Annotated in this window: 14 protein-coding genes; 13 read left to right on the top strand and 1 reads right to left on the bottom strand. The window is 51.9% G+C overall.

Annotation, left to right across the window (positions count from 1 at the left end; translation table 11 throughout):
- Window positions 1–39: 39 nt before the first annotated feature.
- From ndk to LN341_RS11690, 11 genes are all read left to right on the top strand, one after another.
- Window positions 40–468 (top strand): nucleoside-diphosphate kinase, encoded by a 429-nt coding sequence (gene ndk, locus LN341_RS11740; protein WP_046218861.1) that lies wholly within the window; start codon window positions 40–42, stop codon window positions 466–468.
- Window positions 469–729: 261 nt separating this feature from the next.
- Window positions 730–1,851, top strand: coding sequence for a bifunctional tRNA (adenosine(37)-C2)-methyltransferase TrmG/ribosomal RNA large subunit methyltransferase RlmN (locus tag LN341_RS11735; RefSeq protein WP_046218860.1), 1,122 nt, complete (start codon window positions 730–732; stop codon window positions 1,849–1,851).
- 45 nt (window positions 1,852–1,896) lie between these two features.
- A complete protein-coding gene (gene pilW, locus LN341_RS11730; protein WP_046218859.1) occupies window positions 1,897–2,667 on the top strand; it encodes a type IV pilus biogenesis/stability protein PilW in 771 nt (256 codons plus the stop codon).
- Window positions 2,657–3,655: a cytoskeleton protein RodZ gene (rodZ, locus tag LN341_RS11725; RefSeq protein ID WP_234203382.1), complete on the top strand. Its 999-nt coding sequence runs from the start codon at window positions 2,657–2,659 to the stop codon at window positions 3,653–3,655. Before pilW ends, rodZ begins: the two co-directional genes overlap by 11 nt.
- A 14-nt stretch (window positions 3,656–3,669) precedes the next feature.
- Window positions 3,670–4,785, top strand: a complete 1,116-nt coding sequence (gene ispG, locus LN341_RS11720; RefSeq protein WP_046218857.1) for a flavodoxin-dependent (E)-4-hydroxy-3-methylbut-2-enyl-diphosphate synthase — start codon at window positions 3,670–3,672, stop codon at window positions 4,783–4,785.
- A gap of 118 nt (window positions 4,786–4,903) precedes the next feature.
- Window positions 4,904–6,172 (top strand): histidine--tRNA ligase, encoded by a 1,269-nt coding sequence (gene hisS, locus LN341_RS11715; protein WP_234203381.1) that lies wholly within the window; start codon window positions 4,904–4,906, stop codon window positions 6,170–6,172.
- A gap of 13 nt (window positions 6,173–6,185) precedes the next feature.
- Entirely contained in the window at window positions 6,186–6,797 is a 612-nt protein-coding gene (locus LN341_RS11710; protein ID WP_234203380.1) for a tetratricopeptide repeat protein, read from the top strand.
- A 12-nt stretch (window positions 6,798–6,809) separates the two neighbouring features.
- Entirely contained in the window at window positions 6,810–7,967 is a 1,158-nt protein-coding gene (gene bamB / locus LN341_RS11705) for an outer membrane protein assembly factor BamB (RefSeq protein WP_234203379.1), read from the top strand.
- Between the two features lie 152 nt (window positions 7,968–8,119).
- Window positions 8,120–9,628, top strand: a complete 1,509-nt coding sequence (der, locus tag LN341_RS11700) for a ribosome biogenesis GTPase Der (RefSeq protein ID WP_046218853.1) — start codon at window positions 8,120–8,122, stop codon at window positions 9,626–9,628.
- Between the two features lie 426 nt (window positions 9,629–10,054).
- Window positions 10,055–10,294, top strand: a complete 240-nt coding sequence (locus tag LN341_RS11695; RefSeq protein WP_234203378.1) for a zinc ribbon domain-containing protein — start codon at window positions 10,055–10,057, stop codon at window positions 10,292–10,294.
- A gap of 150 nt (window positions 10,295–10,444) precedes the next feature.
- Window positions 10,445–12,058 (top strand): ABC transporter ATP-binding protein, encoded by a 1,614-nt coding sequence (locus tag LN341_RS11690; protein WP_234203377.1) that lies wholly within the window; start codon window positions 10,445–10,447, stop codon window positions 12,056–12,058.
- 16 nt (window positions 12,059–12,074) lie between these two features.
- Here the strand turns inward: LN341_RS11690 and xseA are convergent, their stop codons facing one another.
- Window positions 12,075–13,424 (bottom strand): exodeoxyribonuclease VII large subunit, encoded by a 1,350-nt coding sequence (xseA, locus tag LN341_RS11685; protein ID WP_234203376.1) that lies wholly within the window; start codon window positions 13,422–13,424, stop codon window positions 12,075–12,077.
- A gap of 293 nt (window positions 13,425–13,717) precedes the next feature.
- Here xseA and guaB point away from each other — a divergent pair, with 293 nt between their 5' ends.
- Both guaB and guaA read left to right on the top strand, forming a co-directional pair.
- Window positions 13,718–15,184, top strand: a complete 1,467-nt coding sequence (gene guaB / locus LN341_RS11680) for an IMP dehydrogenase (protein WP_046218850.1) — start codon at window positions 13,718–13,720, stop codon at window positions 15,182–15,184.
- A 110-nt stretch (window positions 15,185–15,294) separates the two neighbouring features.
- Window positions 15,295–16,872, top strand: a complete 1,578-nt coding sequence (guaA, locus tag LN341_RS11675; protein WP_234203375.1) for a glutamine-hydrolyzing GMP synthase — start codon at window positions 15,295–15,297, stop codon at window positions 16,870–16,872.
- Window positions 16,873–17,303: the final 431 nt, after the last annotated feature.

The following is a 17,303-nucleotide window of genomic DNA, read 5'->3' as shown; positions in this document are numbered from 1 at the left end:
CTGACAGGCAGAAGTGAACTGAGTATAAGGAATATAATAATGACAATTGAACGTACCTTCTCGATTGTAAAACCCGATGCAGTCGGCCGTAATCAAATCGGTGCGATTTATCATCGTCTGGAAAGCGCGGGTCTGACGATTGTTGCGGCCAAAATGCTGCGTTTAACTGAGCAGCAGGCGCAGGGGTTCTATGCTGAGCACGAAGGCAAACCTTTTTATGCACCTTTGATTGAATTTATGACCTCTGGCCCGGTGATGGTCCAGGTGCTGGAAGGTGACAATGCCATTACGCGCTACCGTGAGCTGATGGGGAAGACCAACCCGGAAGAAGCGGCGTGCGGGACATTGCGCGCTGATTACGCAGAAAGCACTCGTCTGAATGCGGTACACGGTTCGGACAGCCCTGAGTCAGCGGCACGTGAGATTGCTTATTTCTTTTCCGATGATGAAATTTGTCCTCGCGACTGATTGATTCTCTGAAAGGCGATTACAACGGGAAGCAGATGCTTCCCGTTTTTTTCTCTGTCGCGTGAGATGGAGGAGCGGGCGGCTGTCGGCTAAGCTGTAATCAGCTGCTTCGCTGACGACCGACTGCAAAAGTGGAAACACGCCGCTAAAGTCTGTACAATTTCGCGCCTTGAATCTTCCCGCTATTTGGGGCCACCCTGGGTCAGCGTTCTCTGGCGTGCCGGGTGCAGGATCTGTCATTTTTTAGTGAGGCGACAACCGATGACGAATGCCAAAATCAATCTGCTGGATTTCGATCGCGAAGGACTGCGGCAGTATTTTGCCGAAGAGCTGGGCGAAAAAGCCTTCCGCGCGGATCAGATCATGAAGTGGATGTATCATTTCGGTTGTGATGACTTTGATCAAATGACCAACATCAATAAGAAGCTGCGCGAAAAACTTAAAGCTGTGGCTGAGATTCGTGCCCCTTATGTATCGGAAGCGCAATACTCGGCAGACGGCACAATCAAGTGGGCCATGCGTGTCGGCGATCAGGATGTGGAAACCGTGTACATTCCTGATGATGACCGTGCCACTCTGTGCGTGTCTTCCCAGGTGGGCTGTGCGCTGGACTGTAAATTCTGCTCCACTGCGCAGCAAGGGTTTAACCGGAACCTGAAAGTATCTGAAATTATCGGTCAGGTCTGGCGCGCGGCCAAAGAGATTGGTGTCGAGAAAGAAACGGGTCGCCGCCCGATCACCAACGTGGTCATGATGGGCATGGGCGAGCCGCTGCTGAACATGAAGAACCTGATCCCGTCACTGAAAATCATGCTCGACGATCTGGGCTTTGGTCTGTCGAAGCGCCGGGTCACTGTGTCAACGTCAGGTGTTGTGTCTGGTCTTGAGCAGATGATTGGTAAGATTGATGTGGCACTGGCGATTTCTCTGCACGCGGGGAATGACCAGCTGCGTTCTGAAATCATGCCGATTAACGACAAGTACAATATCGAGACTTTCCTGGATGTGGTCCGTCGTTATATTGCTTCGTCGAATGCCAACCGTGGCAAAGTCACCGTGGAATACATACTGCTGGATCATGTGAACGATGGTATGGAGCACGCGCGGGAACTGGCGCACACACTGAAAGACACCCCGGCGAAAATTAACCTGATCCCCTTCAATCCGTATCCGGGTTCACCTTATCGCAAGCCAAGCAATTCACGGATTGATCGCTTCATGAAAACACTCATGGAGTACGATTTCACTGTGACTGTGCGTAAAACGCGTGGTGATGATATTGACGCTGCCTGCGGACAATTGGTTGGCGATGTGATTGACCGCACAAAACGGACCATGGCAAAACAAGCGAAAGGGGAACCAATCCCGGTAAAAGCAGTCTGATAACAATTACATAAAGCTCGAAATGGATGTGAGCAAGGAGTTGTTATGGTACGCTGGACCCTGTATCCGATCACAAGCGGCTTTATAGCCGCTTGTTTGCTTGTGGGCTGTGTCACCATTGACCCGACAGCACAGGAACGCAGTGTGGATCCCATTGCTGTGGCGGATGCCAGAGTGACACTTGGACTCAGTTATCTGGAGCAAGGTCAGCGGCAGAGAGCCCAGCAAAATTTACAGAAAGCCTTAGACGTTGCGCCGGATCACCCCAGAGCACAACTTGCCATGGCACACTACTACCAGCAAGTGGGTGAAAACCGTTCAGCTGAAGCGCTCTATGTCCGAGCATTGCAATATTCCCCCAAAAATGGCGATGTGCTTAATAACTATGGTGTATTCTTGTGTAATGAAGCGCGGTTTGATGAAGCGGATAACGCCTTTATGCGTGCTGTTTTACAACCGGATTATTTTCAGGCTTCAGCGACGTATGAAAATGCGGCTTTGTGCAGCATAAAACAGGGTGATGCGACACAAGCTGCAGATTATTTCAGAAAAGCATTGGATCATGAGCCATACCGTCCGCTGTCGATGTTACAGCTGGCACGACTTGAACTGACTGACGGTGATTACCGGCAGGCCGAGGCCAGACTGGAGGCATTCAGTCGGCAATACGGAGAGACTGCTGACAGTCTTGTTCTTAAAATTCAGTCGTCACGCCAGAGCGGTCGCCTTGATCGAGTGGAAAAATATGCCGAATTGTTGCGACAACAATTTCCTGATTCTCAGCAATATCAGAATTATCTAGCCAATGAATACTGAACAGAATGAAGAACAAGTAACGGAAGACGTCATTCGTCCCGGAGACATGCTACGCCAGGCGCGTGAGCAGCTTGGCTATTCTCAGAAGGATGTAGCAAGCCGGCTGCGCTTGCGGATGTCTGTAATCGATGACATTGAAAACAACCGCTTTGATGAAGCTCAGATGGCCACCTTTACCCGTGGCTATGTCCGTTCGTATGCCAAATTTGTCGGCCTTGATGTGAACGAAGTCCTGAGCAAGCTGGAAAGCATTGGTCAGGGACAGCCGCAAGCCCAAACCATGCAAAGCTTTTCACGAAAAACCAAGCGTGAGAAACATGATAACCGTGTGATGGGGCTGACCTGGCTACTGGGGGCTGTAATCGTCGGTATGACCGCGGCCTGGTGGTGGCAGACAGAGCAGAAAACTGAAACGCCGGTTATCTCTGAGCAAGTCTCACCGGGCAATCCGCCGCTGGATGAGTCTCTGGCAGGCACAGTCGATGATATGGCGGAGACGCTCAATAACGAAGACGTGAGTGCGATTGCCGAAGGGGCCACGCAAGAGATGCCTGCTGACGAGCAGTACAGCGATGCTCCGACCGGTGATGATTTGCCGCTGAACACCTTTGATGACGCCTTAAATAATACCGTCAGCGAGGGTAATATCCCTGCGGACAGCGTGATTGATGATGACGGCAATGTGCTTTTTGATGAAGCCAATGAAGCACTGATAACCGACGCGACCTCGGTTGCGCAAGAAGCGCCAGCACCAGATCTGAAACTGACCTTCAACGGCGATTGCTGGATTGATATTCGTGATGCCAATGGCAAACAACTGGATACAGGTATCAAATCCAGCGGCGATGTCGTTGCGATTGATGGGCAGGCTCCGTTTAAGATAGTGCTCGGGGCGCCGAGTGTTGTTACAATGAGCTTCAAAGGTGAACCAGTTGATCTGAGCGGCTACCCGGCTGGCAGGGTCGCCAGGTTGAAGTTGCCGTTGTAAACAGAGAATGAAAGATGCATAACGAGTCTCCGATTAAACGTCGTCCTTCCACCCGAATTTATGTGGGTAAGGTGCCTATTGGTGATGGTGCACCGATTGCGGTGCAGTCAATGACCAATACCCGTACCACAGATGTGGCAGCGACAGTGGCACAAATCCGCGCACTGGAAAAAGTCGGTGCAGACATTGTCCGTGTTTCCGTACCCACCATGGATGCGGCTGAAGCTTTTAAAGCAATTAAGCAGCAGGTGAATCTGCCTTTGGTGGCTGATATTCATTTTGATTACCGCATTGCGTTAAAAGTGGCGGAATATGGCGTGGACTGTCTGCGCATCAACCCGGGCAATATCGGCCGCGAAGATCGTATCCGTGCTGTGGTGGATTGTGCCCGCGACAAGAATATCCCGATCCGTATCGGGGTAAACGGTGGCTCGCTGGAAAAAGATTTACAGCAGAAATACGGTGAACCGACGCCTGATGCACTGGTTGAATCAGCGATGCGTCATGTTGAGATCCTGGATCGCCTGAACTTCGATCAATTTAAAGTCAGTGTCAAAGCCTCTGACGTCTTTCTGGCGGTGGAGTCCTACCGCAGGCTGGCTAAGCAAATCAAACAACCTTTGCATCTGGGTATCACAGAAGCTGGTGGCGCGCGTGCCGGCGCGGTCAAATCGGCTGTTGGCCTGGGGATGCTGCTGGCTGAGGGGATTGGCGATACACTGCGTATCTCTTTGGCCGCTGATCCCATCGAAGAAATTAAAGTCGGCTTTGATATCCTGAAGTCTCTGCGTATTCGTTCCCGCGGGATTAACTTTATTGCCTGCCCAACCTGCTCACGTCAGGAATTTGATGTGATAGGTACAGTCAATGAGCTGGAACAACGCCTGGAAGATATCACTATCCCGATGGACGTGTCTGTCATTGGCTGTGTGGTGAACGGACCGGGCGAAGCCGAAGTGTCTCATATGGGCATAGCCGGCGGTAACCGCAAGAGCGCCTTCTATGAAGACGGTGTGCGCCAGAAAGAGCGCTTTGATAATGACAATGTGATTGATCAGCTGGAAACGAAAATTCGGGCAAAAGCGTCCATGATGGATCAGCGTAACCGGATTGACGTCATCGAAAAGTAAGCTTTTCTGTCTGACTTACCCCGAATCCTTCGGGGTAAGGTTCACAACGTCCTGCATAACTTATATATTCAGTTCTATTCATTCGAACTTAATCCCCATCGGTTAATTGAGAATCAACGTGGCGAAACAAATTCAAGCAATCCGAGGCATGAACGACTGCCTCCCAACTCAGTCTCCGCTTTGGCAGAAAGTGGAAAATACCGCAAAACAAGTGGTCAGCGCTTACGGGTACAATGAAATTCGTATGCCGATTGTCGAAATGACACATTTGTTCAAGCGTGCTATCGGTGAAGTGACCGATGTGGTTGAAAAGGAAATGTATACCTTTGAAGACCGTAATGGTGACAGTCTGACGCTACGCCCTGAAGGGACGGCCAGCTGTGTGCGTGCCGGTATTGAAAATGGCCTGCTGTACAACCAGGAACAGCGTTTGTGGTATATGGGCCCCATGTTTCGTCATGAACGTCCGCAAAAAGGCCGCTATCGCCAGTTCCACCAGTTTGGTGTAGAAGTATTTGGTATTGAAGGGCCGGATGTTGATGCGGAGCTGATCATGATGACGGCACGCTTGTGGCGTGAACTGGGCATTGATCAGCATGTACGCCTGGAGTTGAACTCTATCGGTTCTTCTGAAGCCCGTGCAGAATATCGCGATGCTTTGATCGCCTTTCTGGAACAGCATCTTGACGTGCTTGATGAAGACAGCAAGCGCCGGATGTACACCAACCCGCTGCGGGTGCTGGACACCAAAAATCAGGCCGTACAAGCCATTTTGATCGACGCCCCGAAGTTGTCTGACTATCTGGACGAGGATTCAAAAGCGCATTTTGCAGGTTTGTGTGAACTATTAGACGCTGCGGGTATCGAATACCAGGTAAATGAACGCCTTGTGCGTGGTTTGGATTATTATAACCGCACTGTTTTTGAGTGGATCACCGACAGCTTAGGTGCCCAGGGCACTGTCTGTGGTGGTGGCCGTTATGACGGTATGGTGGAACAGCTGGGCGGTAAACCGACCCAAGGTGTGGGCTTTGCGATGGGCCTGGAACGCCTGGTGCTGATGCTGGAAACGCTGGAACTTACGGACGTTCGCCGTCCTGTAGATGTCTACGTCGTGACAGCCGGTGAAGGGACACTGATGGCCGGCATGAAGCTGGCTGAAACCCTGCGCGAAGCCGTACCGGGACTGCGCGTGATGAATCACTTCGGTGGCGGTAATTTCAAGAAACAGTTTAAACGTGCTGATAACGTTGGTGCGATTGTTGCTCTGGTGCTGGGGGAGAACGAAATTGCAGAAGGGACTGTAGTTGTGAAGGATCTCCGTGGTGGTGAGCAGCAAACATTGGCTCAGGCAGAGGTTGCCGCGAAGCTGGCAGAATTGATTTAAGAGAGGACAGGACGTGGACGTCAATACCACAGAAGAGCAACAGATTGAATCCATTAAGGCATGGATGAAGGAAAACGGTAAAGCCGTTGTGCTTGGTGCCGTACTTGGCCTGGGCGGCCTGTATGGCTGGCGTTATTATCAGGGAGAAGTGCAGACGGCGAAGGAGCAAGCTTCTGAAGCCTATACTCAGGTTGTGCAGGCTCTGGACAGTGGCAGCGACGACGCTATCAGTCAGACTCAGACTTTTATCAAAGATAACTCAGGCAGCCAGTATGCGGTTTTGGCTGCATTGCAACTGGCCAAAGTGCAGGTTGAGAAAGGGGAACTGGACGCCGCTGCAGCGCAGTTAAACTGGGCTATCAGCCATACTGAGGATGTTGCTCTGCTGCCTGTGGCTCATACCCGTCTGGCGCGTATTCTGGCGGCTCAGCAGTCTTACGATAATGCACTGGCGGAGCTGGATAAAGTGAAAGCAGAAAGCTGGCAGGGCAAAGTAACTGAACTGCGCGGTGATATTTTATTGCAGAAAGGGGATAAATCAGGGGCTCGTGATGCTTATATCAGCGCACAGCAATTGGGTGCATCTCCGGCACTGCAGATTAAACTTGACGACCTGGCCCAGTAAAGGCGACAGAGTATGCGAAAGCTATTGAAGCAAGCTGTAGCGCTCGCTGTCGCTATTGGTGTATTGAGCGGCTGTGCCAGTGAAGAAGAAGCGGTGCAAATGGCCCCCCTTCCTGCGGTTGAAAACCAGTTCACGCCGGTTCAGGACTGGACACGCAATATTGATGAAGGCGTCCAGCATTATTACTCGCGTCTGTCTCCGGTGACGGGATACGGGAAATTGTTTGTTGCCAGCCGTGAAGGCAAGGTAGAAGCCTTGGATCCGGCAACAGGGAAGAGTGTGTGGGAACACGAGATCGCTGGCGGCGGCAATGCGAAGTTGTCTGGCGGTCTGACTGTGGCTTACAACAAAGTCTTTATCGGCAGTGAGAATGCTGAAGTCATTGCGTTGGATGCAGAAACCGGTGAACAAGCCTGGCGTGTTGACATTGATGGCGAAGTGCTGGCTAAACCTCTGGCGGATGAAGGCCTGCTGCTGGTGAACACCAGCCGCGGTATCCTGCAGGCTTTAGATGCCGAAACCGGAGCGTCCAAGTGGCAAATCAGCAGTGAAGTGCCCTCGTTGACGCTGCGGGGTGACAGCGCTCCTGTGTCTATTTCCGGCGGGGTATTCTGGGGACAGGCCAACGGCCGGCTGGCGGGGGCTTTCATCCGCAATGGCCAGCTGTTGTGGCAACAGCCGATTGGTCAGCCACAGGGCGCGACAGAAATTGACCGTCTGGTCGATGTTGATGCAGCCCCTGTGATTGAGGGGGATCGCCTGTATGCGGCCGGTTACAACGGCAATCTGGTCTCGATCGATCTGCGTAGTGGTCAGCAAGTGTGGAAACGCAACTACTCATCTGCCACTGACTTTGTGATCGACAGTGGGTTGCTGTTTCTGGTTACCGCAGAGGATCACCTGGTGGCCGTGGACATTCGCAGCGGCACAGAGCTGTGGCAAAATACTGAGCTGGCTCACCGCATCCTCAGTGCGCCTTCTGTGATCAATGGGAAGTTAGTGCTGGGTGACAGCCTGGGCTATCTGCATTGGCTGGATACCCGCACCGGTGAATTTCTTGCCCAGCAGCAAACCGATGGCAGCGGCATTGCTATTCCGCCATTAGCACTGTCAGATGGCTATCTGGTGGTGACCCGAGAAGGGAAATTGAGCAAAATGCATTTGCCTTAGTCACAGGCATATTCTGTGATAAGATTAACGCTTCGGCTCCTGTTTGTATTCACATCAGGGGCCGTTGTTATTCTACCCTTGACGTAGTGATTGTCGTTTGAGACAGACATTACTGTCATTCAGATGATGAAAAAGATAGAGGTAAACTCATTGTGATTCCTGTAGTTGCCCTTGTCGGGCGCCCGAACGTGGGTAAATCGACGTTGTTTAACCGTCTTACTCGCACCCGGGATGCGCTGGTCGCTGACTTTCCTGGCCTAACCAGGGATCGTAAGTACGGTCGAGCAGAGCTCGAAGAGAACGAATTCATTGTCATCGACACCGGCGGTATTGATGGCTCCGAGGAAGGTGTCGAGACCAAAATGGCGGAGCAATCGCTGACCGCCATTGAAGAAGCAGATGTTGTGCTGTTCCTGGTTGATGGCCGTGCTGGCCTGACCGCTTCGGATGAAGCCATTGCCAAGCACCTTCGCAGTCGTCAGAAGCCAACTTTTTTAGTTGTGAACAAGATTGACGGTATCGACGCTGACAGCGCCTGCGCGGATTTCTGGAAGCTGGGCGTGGATGATATGTATCAGATCGCTGCGGCGCAGAACCGTGGTGTGACAGCCTTGATGGAGCGTGCACTGGCACCTTTCGTTGAAGAATGGAAAGCACGGCAGGCCGAAGAAGACGACGGCTTTGTCGATATCGAAAGCCTGGATTCCGCTGATGCCATCGAAAAGGCGAACCTGACAGAAGAAGATGCGGAAGCTGCCTATAAGCGACTGCAGGAACAACCGATCAAGCTGGCGATTATCGGTCGTCCGAATGTGGGTAAATCGACCCTGACGAACCGGATCCTTGGTGAAGAGCGTGTTGTTGTTTACGATATGCCCGGTACCACGCGTGATTCGATTTACATTCCGATGGAACGTGACGGTCAGGAGTACGTGCTGATTGATACCGCAGGTGTCCGTCGCCGTAAGAACATGAACGAAGCGGTCGAGAAATTCTCAGTGATTCAGACGCTGAAAGCCGTTGAAGATGCCAACGTGGTGCTGCTGATCATTGATGCCCGTGAAAATATTTCGGATCAGGATTTGAGCCTGCTGGGTTTTGCGCTCAATTCCGGTCGTTCACTGGTCATTGCGGTCAACAAGTGGGACGGCCTGGATAACGAAGTCAAAGAGCGGGTGAAATCTGAGCTTGATCGCCGCCTTGGCTTTGTCGATTTTGCTCGAATCCACTTTATTTCTGCCCTGCACGGCACAGGGGTGGGCCATTTGTACGAATCAGTGAAGGAAGCGTACCAGTCTGCGACGAAGCGAATCAGTACCTCTCTGCTGACCCGTATTATGCAAATGGCACAGGATGACCACCAGCCGCCGATGATCCGCGGCCGTCGGGTGAAACTGAAATATGCACACGCAGGGGGCTATAACCCGCCAATCGTTGTGGTGCATGGCAATCAGGTGAACGACTTGCCGGGTTCTTATAAGCGTTATCTGATGAATTACTTCCGTAAGACATTGGATCTGATGGGAACACCGATCCGGATTCACTTCCATAACAGTGATAACCCATTTGGTAATGAGAAACGTCAGAAATTGACTGTGTCTCAGGAGCGGCAGCGTAAGCGCCTGACTAATGCCTTGAAGAACAGGGACCGCAACCAGTAAACACTCAGACCCGGCTGATAAAGCCGGGTTTTTTTTGATCATAAAAAGCAGCAGAGGATCATATTGCCGGGAAGCAGGGATCGATGAGCGAAGATTATCCTGCCGGCTGACTTGTTTTCGATCGTATCACTTTGCCACTAACCCCCTGTAAATACAGCACTGACAGACGAGTCAGCAATCGGATTTCCGATTTCCATATATGCTGGATCTTATCAAAATAAAACAAAAAACAAGATTTTTATTCTGTTTAAAATTCATATACAGAACATGTAACTTATGCTTTCGGGAACTGTATTGATAAATGTTCTTTTGGGAGGTGATCGCTGATCAGCTGGGACTTTGTCGTTGATCAAGCCTCTGTTGCCGATCTCTGCTATTGATACACTAAAGCCGATGACACTGATCTGAATCCCAGGAGCGTGCGATATGTCTCAACCACTTTGTCCGGAATGCCGGTTAAATCTTGTCTGGCAGTATCAAGGGTACTTTTGTCCTCACTGTGAACGCCGGGCGGTAAAGCAGGCCACTTGTCGCGATTGCGGACACCCCTTGGAAAGCCTGAATGCTTGCGGCGCTACCAGCTATTTCTGCGCGCACTGCAATGAGCTCAAGTCAAAATCGCAAGCGGTGATCTCTTTTACTCTGGCAGATAAAACCGCGAAATGATCCGTGACGACCAGTGCGAAAACTGATCTCAGATGGTTTTTCTCACTTTTTACGGTATGAACCATACTCATCTATAGCCAATTCTACTGATTTGATTTATTCTCATTTGCTAATAATTATCATTTGAGTGATCAGGAAAAGGATTCCGGTATGGATATGCAGCGTCCGCTGCTGACGGTCGACAAGCTGTCAGTGTCATTCACCATGGAGACAGGCATCGTTGATGCGGTAAAACAAGTCAGCTTCAGTATGCATCAGGGGCAGACCCTGGCACTGGTGGGAGAGTCCGGTTCGGGTAAATCCGTCACCTCTGGTGCTCTCATGGGGCTGCTGCCGAAAAATGCCTGGGTCGATCCCAGCAGCCAGATTCATTTTCAGGGAACGGATTTATTGTCGTTGCCAGAGCGCGTGCTGCGGGGCTACCGAGGTGGCAAGATAGCGATGATCTTTCAGGAGCCGATGACGTCACTCAATCCCTATATGCCGGTTGGGGAGCAAGTGGCTGAAGCGATTCGCTGCCACCGCGATGTGACGAGACAAGAGGCAATGGAAGAAACGCTGGCACTGTTTGAGCGGGTACAGCTGCCTGAGCCGCGCAAGCGACTTCGCCACTATTCCCATGAATTCTCCGGCGGCCAGCTGCAGCGGATCATGATAGCCATGGCGCTGGCGAATAAGCCCGATTTGCTGATTGCGGATGAGCCAACCACAGCGCTGGATGTCACAGTGCAGGCAGAGGTGCTGTCGTTACTGAAAGAAATTCAGGCTGAGATGGGAATGGCGATTCTGTTCATCACTCATGATTTGGGTGTGGTGCGCCATTTTGCCGATGATGTGGTGGTGATGTGTCAAGGGGAAGTGGTCGAAGCCGGTCATGTCGACAAGGTTTTCCATTCGCCAGAGCACCCGTACACCAAAATGCTGCTCGATGCTGAGCCTAAGCCGGGTGAAGCGAGCGAGAAACCGCAAGCTCCTGTGATTTTAGATGCGCAGGAAATCAAGGTTCGCTATGTGCTGAAGTCAAACTGGCTGGGCCAGCCGAGCGAATATCTGGATGCAGTGAAAGGCATCAGCCTGACATTGCGGCAGGGAGAAACACTGGGAATCGTGGGTGAATCCGGTTCAGGTAAATCCACGCTCGGCCGCGCTCTGATGCAATTGCTGCCATTTAGCGGCACGGTCAGTTTTGAGGGCAGGAAACTGGGCGACATGAGTGCCAGAGAGCGCTTTGAATTGAAGCGTCACATGCAAATGGTCTTCCAGGACCCCTATGGCTCACTGTCACCCCGGATGACCATCGGTGAGATCATCACTGAACCTCTGACCGTTTTTACGCAAATGACGAAAAGTGAGCGCATCCAGAAAGCGCGAAAAGCGCTGGACGAGGTGCGTATGGATCCCACCTGCATCAACCGTTATCCCCATGAGTTTTCCGGCGGCCAGCGCCAGCGCATTGCGATTGCCCGTGCTTTGGTTTCCGAGCCTAAGTTTATTTTGCTGGATGAGCCGACATCGGCATTAGACCGCTCGGTACAGCTCACTGTGCTGGAGCTGCTCAAAGACATTCAGCGTCGCCATCACATCGGTTATGTGTTTATCAGCCATGATCTGGCCGTCGTGCGTGCCATTTCAGACCAGGTGATGGTGATGCAGCGTGGTGAGGTGGTCGAGCAGGGCACGCCTGAACAGATTTTTGACCATCCGCAGCAGGCGTACACCCAACGTCTGATCAGCGCCTGCATGATGGTGGAAGACGCTGCCTGACAGGGTGGGCGAAAACTTACTCCGTGACTATGGAGTGTACATTGCCATCGGCTAGGGTGGTTTGCAGTGTATCACCGGCGTTAACCTGGCTTGAACTGCGGATCACCTGGCCGTTCTTATCACGGGTAATGGAATAACCCCGGGCCAAGGTGGCCAGCGGGCTGACGGCATCGAGTTTTTCGGTCGCCAGAGCCAGCTGGTGGCTGGCTTTCACCAGCCGGCGATCCATGGCATCGCGTAAACGGCGCTGATGGGTGGCCAACTGACTACTGAACCGTTCCAGCTGATGGGCCGGTGAATGCAGCGCCAGTTTATAATCACTGCGGTGCAGGTGCTGCTGACGCTCAGAGAGCTGTTTGCGCATCGCCCGCTCGAGACGGCTGCGCAACTCATCCAGACGTTGGCTCTGTTGATTCAACTGGACTTGCGGATGCTGGCGATCCAGCCTGTGCTGCCAGCGAACAAGCTGGCTTTGCCTGACGGACAGGTAATGCCGCATTGCATGCCGCAACTGTTGCTGATGCTGATAGATTTTCTGTACTCGGGCGCTGAGATCGCGGCTGACCAGTTCGGCGGCCGCGGAAGGGGTGGGGGCCCGCATGTCGGCGACAAAATCTGCGATAGTGACATCCACTTCATGACCGACTGCACTGATAATGGGGATCTGGCTGGCTGCGATGGTGCGGGCGACAATCTCCTCGTTAAACGCCCAGAGATCCTCCAGTGAGCCACCGCCACGTCCGACAATCAGGACATCACATTCCTGCCGTGTGTTGGCACGGCCGATAGCCTGCGCGATGGAGATAGCGGCCCCTTCTCCCTGAACCATAGTGGGGTAGATCACGACGGGCAGGCTCGGATCCCGGCGCTTAAGCACCTGGAGAATATCGTGCAGGGCAGCCCCGGTTTTTGAGGTAATAATGCCCACCCGTTTCGGTTGCTCTGGCAGGGGCTTTTTCAGCGTCTGGGCAAACAATCCTTCTGCTGCCAGCTGCATTTTCAGTTTTTCGAACTGCTGCTGCAGGCGGCCATCCCCTTCGGGCTGCATGCTGTCAATAATCAGCTGATAATCGCCCCGGGGCTCATAAAGGGAAAGCCGCGCTTTCACTAAGACCTGATTACCGTTCGCCGGGCGAAAGGTGACACGCTGGTTGTTGCCGCGAAACATGGCGCATTTTACCTGCGCCCGCGCGTCTTTCAGGGTGAAATACCAGTGACCGGACACCGGTGCTGAAAAGTTTGATAATTCACCGATCAGCCAGACAACCCCCATTTCATTCTCAAGCAAAAGGCGAACCTGAGCATTCAGACTGGACACTGTATAGATACGCGGATTCTGGGTTGAGGCAGTGCTGTAGAGACTCACGACAAGGAAACCTGTGATTGCAGGACATTAAGACAGAAGGGGATGGTGCACGATTTTGATAGCAGTATCAAATGAATGTCGCAGCAGGAGAGGCTGAAAAGCGTACAGGCGCAGAGAGGCCCTGAACTACGGCCCGCAGCTTGGTCACTTAAACCGGAATATATTACGTATCAACGGAAAAGTGTCAATAAAAAAGATTTATTTTTTTCTAGCCAAACGTTTGCTTCGTACGTATAATTCGTTCGCAATATTTTATCCCTTCTTTAAAACCTTACATGGTGTGAGATATTGCGATGTTACGTATCAAACAAGAAGCTTTGACCTTTGACGATGTCCTGCTAGTTCCGGCACATTCGACTGTTCTTCCTAACACTGCCGATCTGCGCACCCGTCTGACCAAGACCATTACTCTGAATATCCCGATGGTATCTGCCTCCATGGATACAGTAACGGAAGGCCGACTGGCAATTGCATTGGCCCAGGAAGGGGGAATTGGCTTTATTCACAAGAATATGTCAATTGAGCAACAGGCGCGCGAAGTGCGCATGGTGAAGAAATTTGAAGCCGGTGTGGTGCAGGAGCCGGTGACGGTAAAACCTTACCAAACCATTTCTGATGTGAAACGCCTGACGGAAGAAAACGGCTTTGCCGGTTTCCCTGTTGTGGATGACAACCACGCGCTGGTGGGTATCATTACCGGCCGTGATGTGCGTTTCGTCACCGACCTGACACAGAAAGTAGAAAGCGTGATGACCTCTAAAGAGCGTCTGGCTTCTGTGAAAGAAGGCGCTTCCCGTGAAGAGGTTGAAGCCGTGATGCAAGCGCATCGCGTTGAGAAAGTGCTGGTTGTCAATGACCAGTTCCAGCTGAAGGGCATGATCACTGCCAAAGACTTCCAGAAAGCCGAGCGTAAGCCGAATGCCTGCAAAGATGAGCAGGGCCGTTTGCGTGTGGGCGCTGCAGTTGGTGCGGGTGCTGGTAACGAAGAGCGCGTGAAAGCGCTGGTAGAAGCCGGTGTGGATGTGCTGCTGATTGACTCTTCTCACGGTCACTCTGAAGGTGTACTGCAGCGTATCCGTGAAACCCGTGCGGCTTTCCCTGAACTGCCGATTGTCGGCGGTAATGTTGCTACGGCAGAAGGTGCGCGAGCCCTGATTGAAGCCGGTGTGAGTGCCGTGAAAGTGGGGATTGGCCCGGGTTCAATTTGTACAACCCGGATTGTAACCGGCGTGGGTGTACCTCAAATTACGGCGATTGCGGATGCAGCGGCTGTCGCTAATGAATACGATATTCCTGTGATTGCTGACGGCGGTATCCGTTTCTCTGGTGATATGTGTAAAGCCATTGCAGCGGGGGCCTCTTGTGTCATGGTTGGCTCGATGTTTGCCGGTACCGATGAAGCGCCGGGTGAAGTTGAGCTGTACCAGGGCCGTGCCTACAAGTCATACCGTGGTATGGGTTCTCTGGGCGCGATGTCTAAAGGCTCATCTGACCGTTACTTCCAGACGGACAATGCGGCTGACAAACTGGTCCCAGAAGGGATTGAAGGCCGTGTTGCTTATAAAGGTCACTTGAAAGAAATCGTTCACCAGCAAATGGGCGGCCTGCGTTCAAGCATGGGCCTGACCGGCTCACCAACGATTGAAGATCTGCGTACCAAAGCGGAGTTTGTCCGTATCTCTGGTGCGGGTATGCAAGAATCGCACGTTCACGATGTGACGATCACCAAAGAAGCGCCTAACTACCGTATGGGCTCATAATACACGGACTGGACCGGTTGCTGAGGCAGCCGGTCTGCATTTAACCGACAAATTTTCCCGGGGTGGTATGCCGCCCCTTTTGATTGCAATTGATATTTGAGACTGCCCGAATGACCACAAATATTCATGATCAACGTATTCTTATCCTGGACTTCGGTTCCCAATACACACAGCTGATCGCGCGTCGTATCCGCGAAATCGGTGTGTACTGCGAACTGTGGAGCTGGGATGTGGAAGAGGCGGATATCCGCGATTTCAATCCGAACGGTATTATCCTGTCTGGTGGTCCGGAGAGTGTCGCGGCAGAGAATTCACCTCGCGCCCCTCAGTATGTGTTTGAAGCCGGTGTGCCTGTTCTGGGTGTGTGTTACGGTATGCAGACCATGGCAGAGCAGTTGGGCGGTAAAGTGGCCGGTTCTGACATGCGCGAATTTGGTTATGCGCAGGTTGAAGTGATTGAACCGACTGCGCTGCTGAAAAATATTGAAGACGCTGTGGCAGAAGACGGGAACGCCCTGCTGGACGTCTGGATGAGCCACGGTGACAAAGTTGTCGAAATCCCTGCTGATTTCGTGAAAGTTGCCGCCACTGAAACCTGTCCGTACGCTGCGATGGCGAACGAAGAGAAGCACTTCTACGGCGTGCAGTTCCACCCTGAAGTGACGCATACCCGCCAGGGGCTGCGCCTGCTGGAAAACTTTGTGCTGAACATCTGTGGCTGTGAGAAGCTGTGGACGCCATCGACCATCATTGATGACGCCATTGCGCGTATCAAGGAGCAGGTAGGTGACGATGAAGTGATCCTGGGTCTGTCCGGCGGTGTCGATTCATCGGTTGTGGCTATGCTGATCCACCGTGCTATCGGTGACAAGCTGACCTGTGTGTTTGTCGACAACGGTCTGCTGCGTCTGAACGAAGGCGAGCAGGTGATGGAAATGTTCGGCGATCACTTTGGTCTGAACATTGTGCATGTTAATGCCGAAGAGCGTTTCTTGTCGGCACTGGCCGGCGAAGCGGATCCGGAAGCCAAGCGTAAAATCATCGGTCACGTGTTCGTGGATGTCTTTGATGAAGAATCGAAGAAACTGCAAAACGCCAAGTGGCTGGCGCAGGGCACGATTTATCCTGATGTGATCGAATCTGCGGCGTCTAAAACCGGTAAAGCTCATGTCATCAAGTCGCACCACAACGTCGGTGGTCTGCCGGAAGATATGGCCATGGGTCTGGTTGAGCCGCTCAAAGAGCTGTTCAAAGACGAAGTACGTAAGATCGGCCTGGAACTGGGTCTGCCGTACAACATGCTGTATCGCCACCCGTTCCCTGGACCGGGTCTGGGTGTGCGTGTGCTGGGTGAAGTGAAGAAAGAGTACTGTGATTTGCTGCGTCGTGCCGATGCCATCTTCATTGAAGAGCTGCACAAAGCGGATCTGTACAACAAAGTCTCTCAGGCCTTCACTGTTTTCCTGCCGGTCCGCTCTGTGGGCGTGATGGGCGATGGCCGTAAGTACGACTGGGTTGTTTCTTTGCGCGCAGTAGAAACCATCGACTTCATGACCGCACATTGGGCACACCTGCCATACGACTTCCTGGGCAAGGTCTCCAATCGCATCATCAACGAAGTGGACGGTATCTCCCGCGTGGTTTACGACATCTCAGGTAAACCGCCAGCGACGATTGAGTGGGAATAACCCACACCATCAATCGCGAATCAGGCGATTTAGACGTTTGAATGAAATGCCAGTCAGTTTTACTGACTGGCATTTTTTATGGCGCTAAGCATTCACGCTTTTCAGCGCCGGGGCACGCTATACCGAAGAAGACATGAAAGGCGTGAACGTTTAGGTCCATTCCTCCATACCTGTGGAATAATTTTTTATTCAATTTGAGTCATAATTATTGCAAAAGGCGTCTGGAAAGACGCCTTTTTTGCACATCAAATCCAGGGAAAGATCAGATTTTCTCTGTGGTTTAACAATCCATTCATAAAATAAAGTTTGGATAATTATTCTGTAATTTTTTATTAATCTAGTATCTGTTGCTGGGTTTTTGTTTCATATTAGTTTTACTGAATTATGACAATCGAGTAATCTCAAATCCTTTCATAACTCATTCGATTCAT

The organism is Photobacterium sp. TLY01 (assembly GCF_021432065.1).
Lineage (GTDB): Bacteria > Pseudomonadota > Gammaproteobacteria > Enterobacterales > Vibrionaceae > Photobacterium > Photobacterium halotolerans_A.
This window is presented reverse-complemented; position numbering and strand designations above follow the sequence as displayed.

Bases quoted from the DNA above. Each gene is read 5' to 3' on its own strand.
- ndk (WP_046218861.1), top strand. From the start codon at position 40: ATGACAATTGAACGTACCTTCTCGATTGTAAAACCCGATGCAGTCGGC.
- LN341_RS11735 (WP_046218860.1), top strand. From the start codon at position 730: ATGACGAATGCCAAAATCAATCTGCTGGATTTCGATCGCGAAGGACTG.
- pilW (WP_046218859.1), top strand. From the start codon at position 1,897: ATGGTACGCTGGACCCTGTATCCGATCACAAGCGGCTTTATAGCCGCT.
- rodZ (WP_234203382.1), top strand. From the start codon at position 2,657: ATGAATACTGAACAGAATGAAGAACAAGTAACGGAAGACGTCATTCGT.
- ispG (WP_046218857.1), top strand. From the start codon at position 3,670: ATGCATAACGAGTCTCCGATTAAACGTCGTCCTTCCACCCGAATTTAT.
- bamB (WP_234203379.1), top strand. From the start codon at position 6,810: ATGCGAAAGCTATTGAAGCAAGCTGTAGCGCTCGCTGTCGCTATTGGT.
- LN341_RS11695 (WP_234203378.1), top strand. From the start codon at position 10,055: ATGTCTCAACCACTTTGTCCGGAATGCCGGTTAAATCTTGTCTGGCAG.
- LN341_RS11690 (WP_234203377.1), top strand. From the start codon at position 10,445: ATGGATATGCAGCGTCCGCTGCTGACGGTCGACAAGCTGTCAGTGTCA.
- guaB (WP_046218850.1), top strand. From the start codon at position 13,718: ATGTTACGTATCAAACAAGAAGCTTTGACCTTTGACGATGTCCTGCTA.
- guaA (WP_234203375.1), top strand. From the start codon at position 15,295: ATGACCACAAATATTCATGATCAACGTATTCTTATCCTGGACTTCGGT.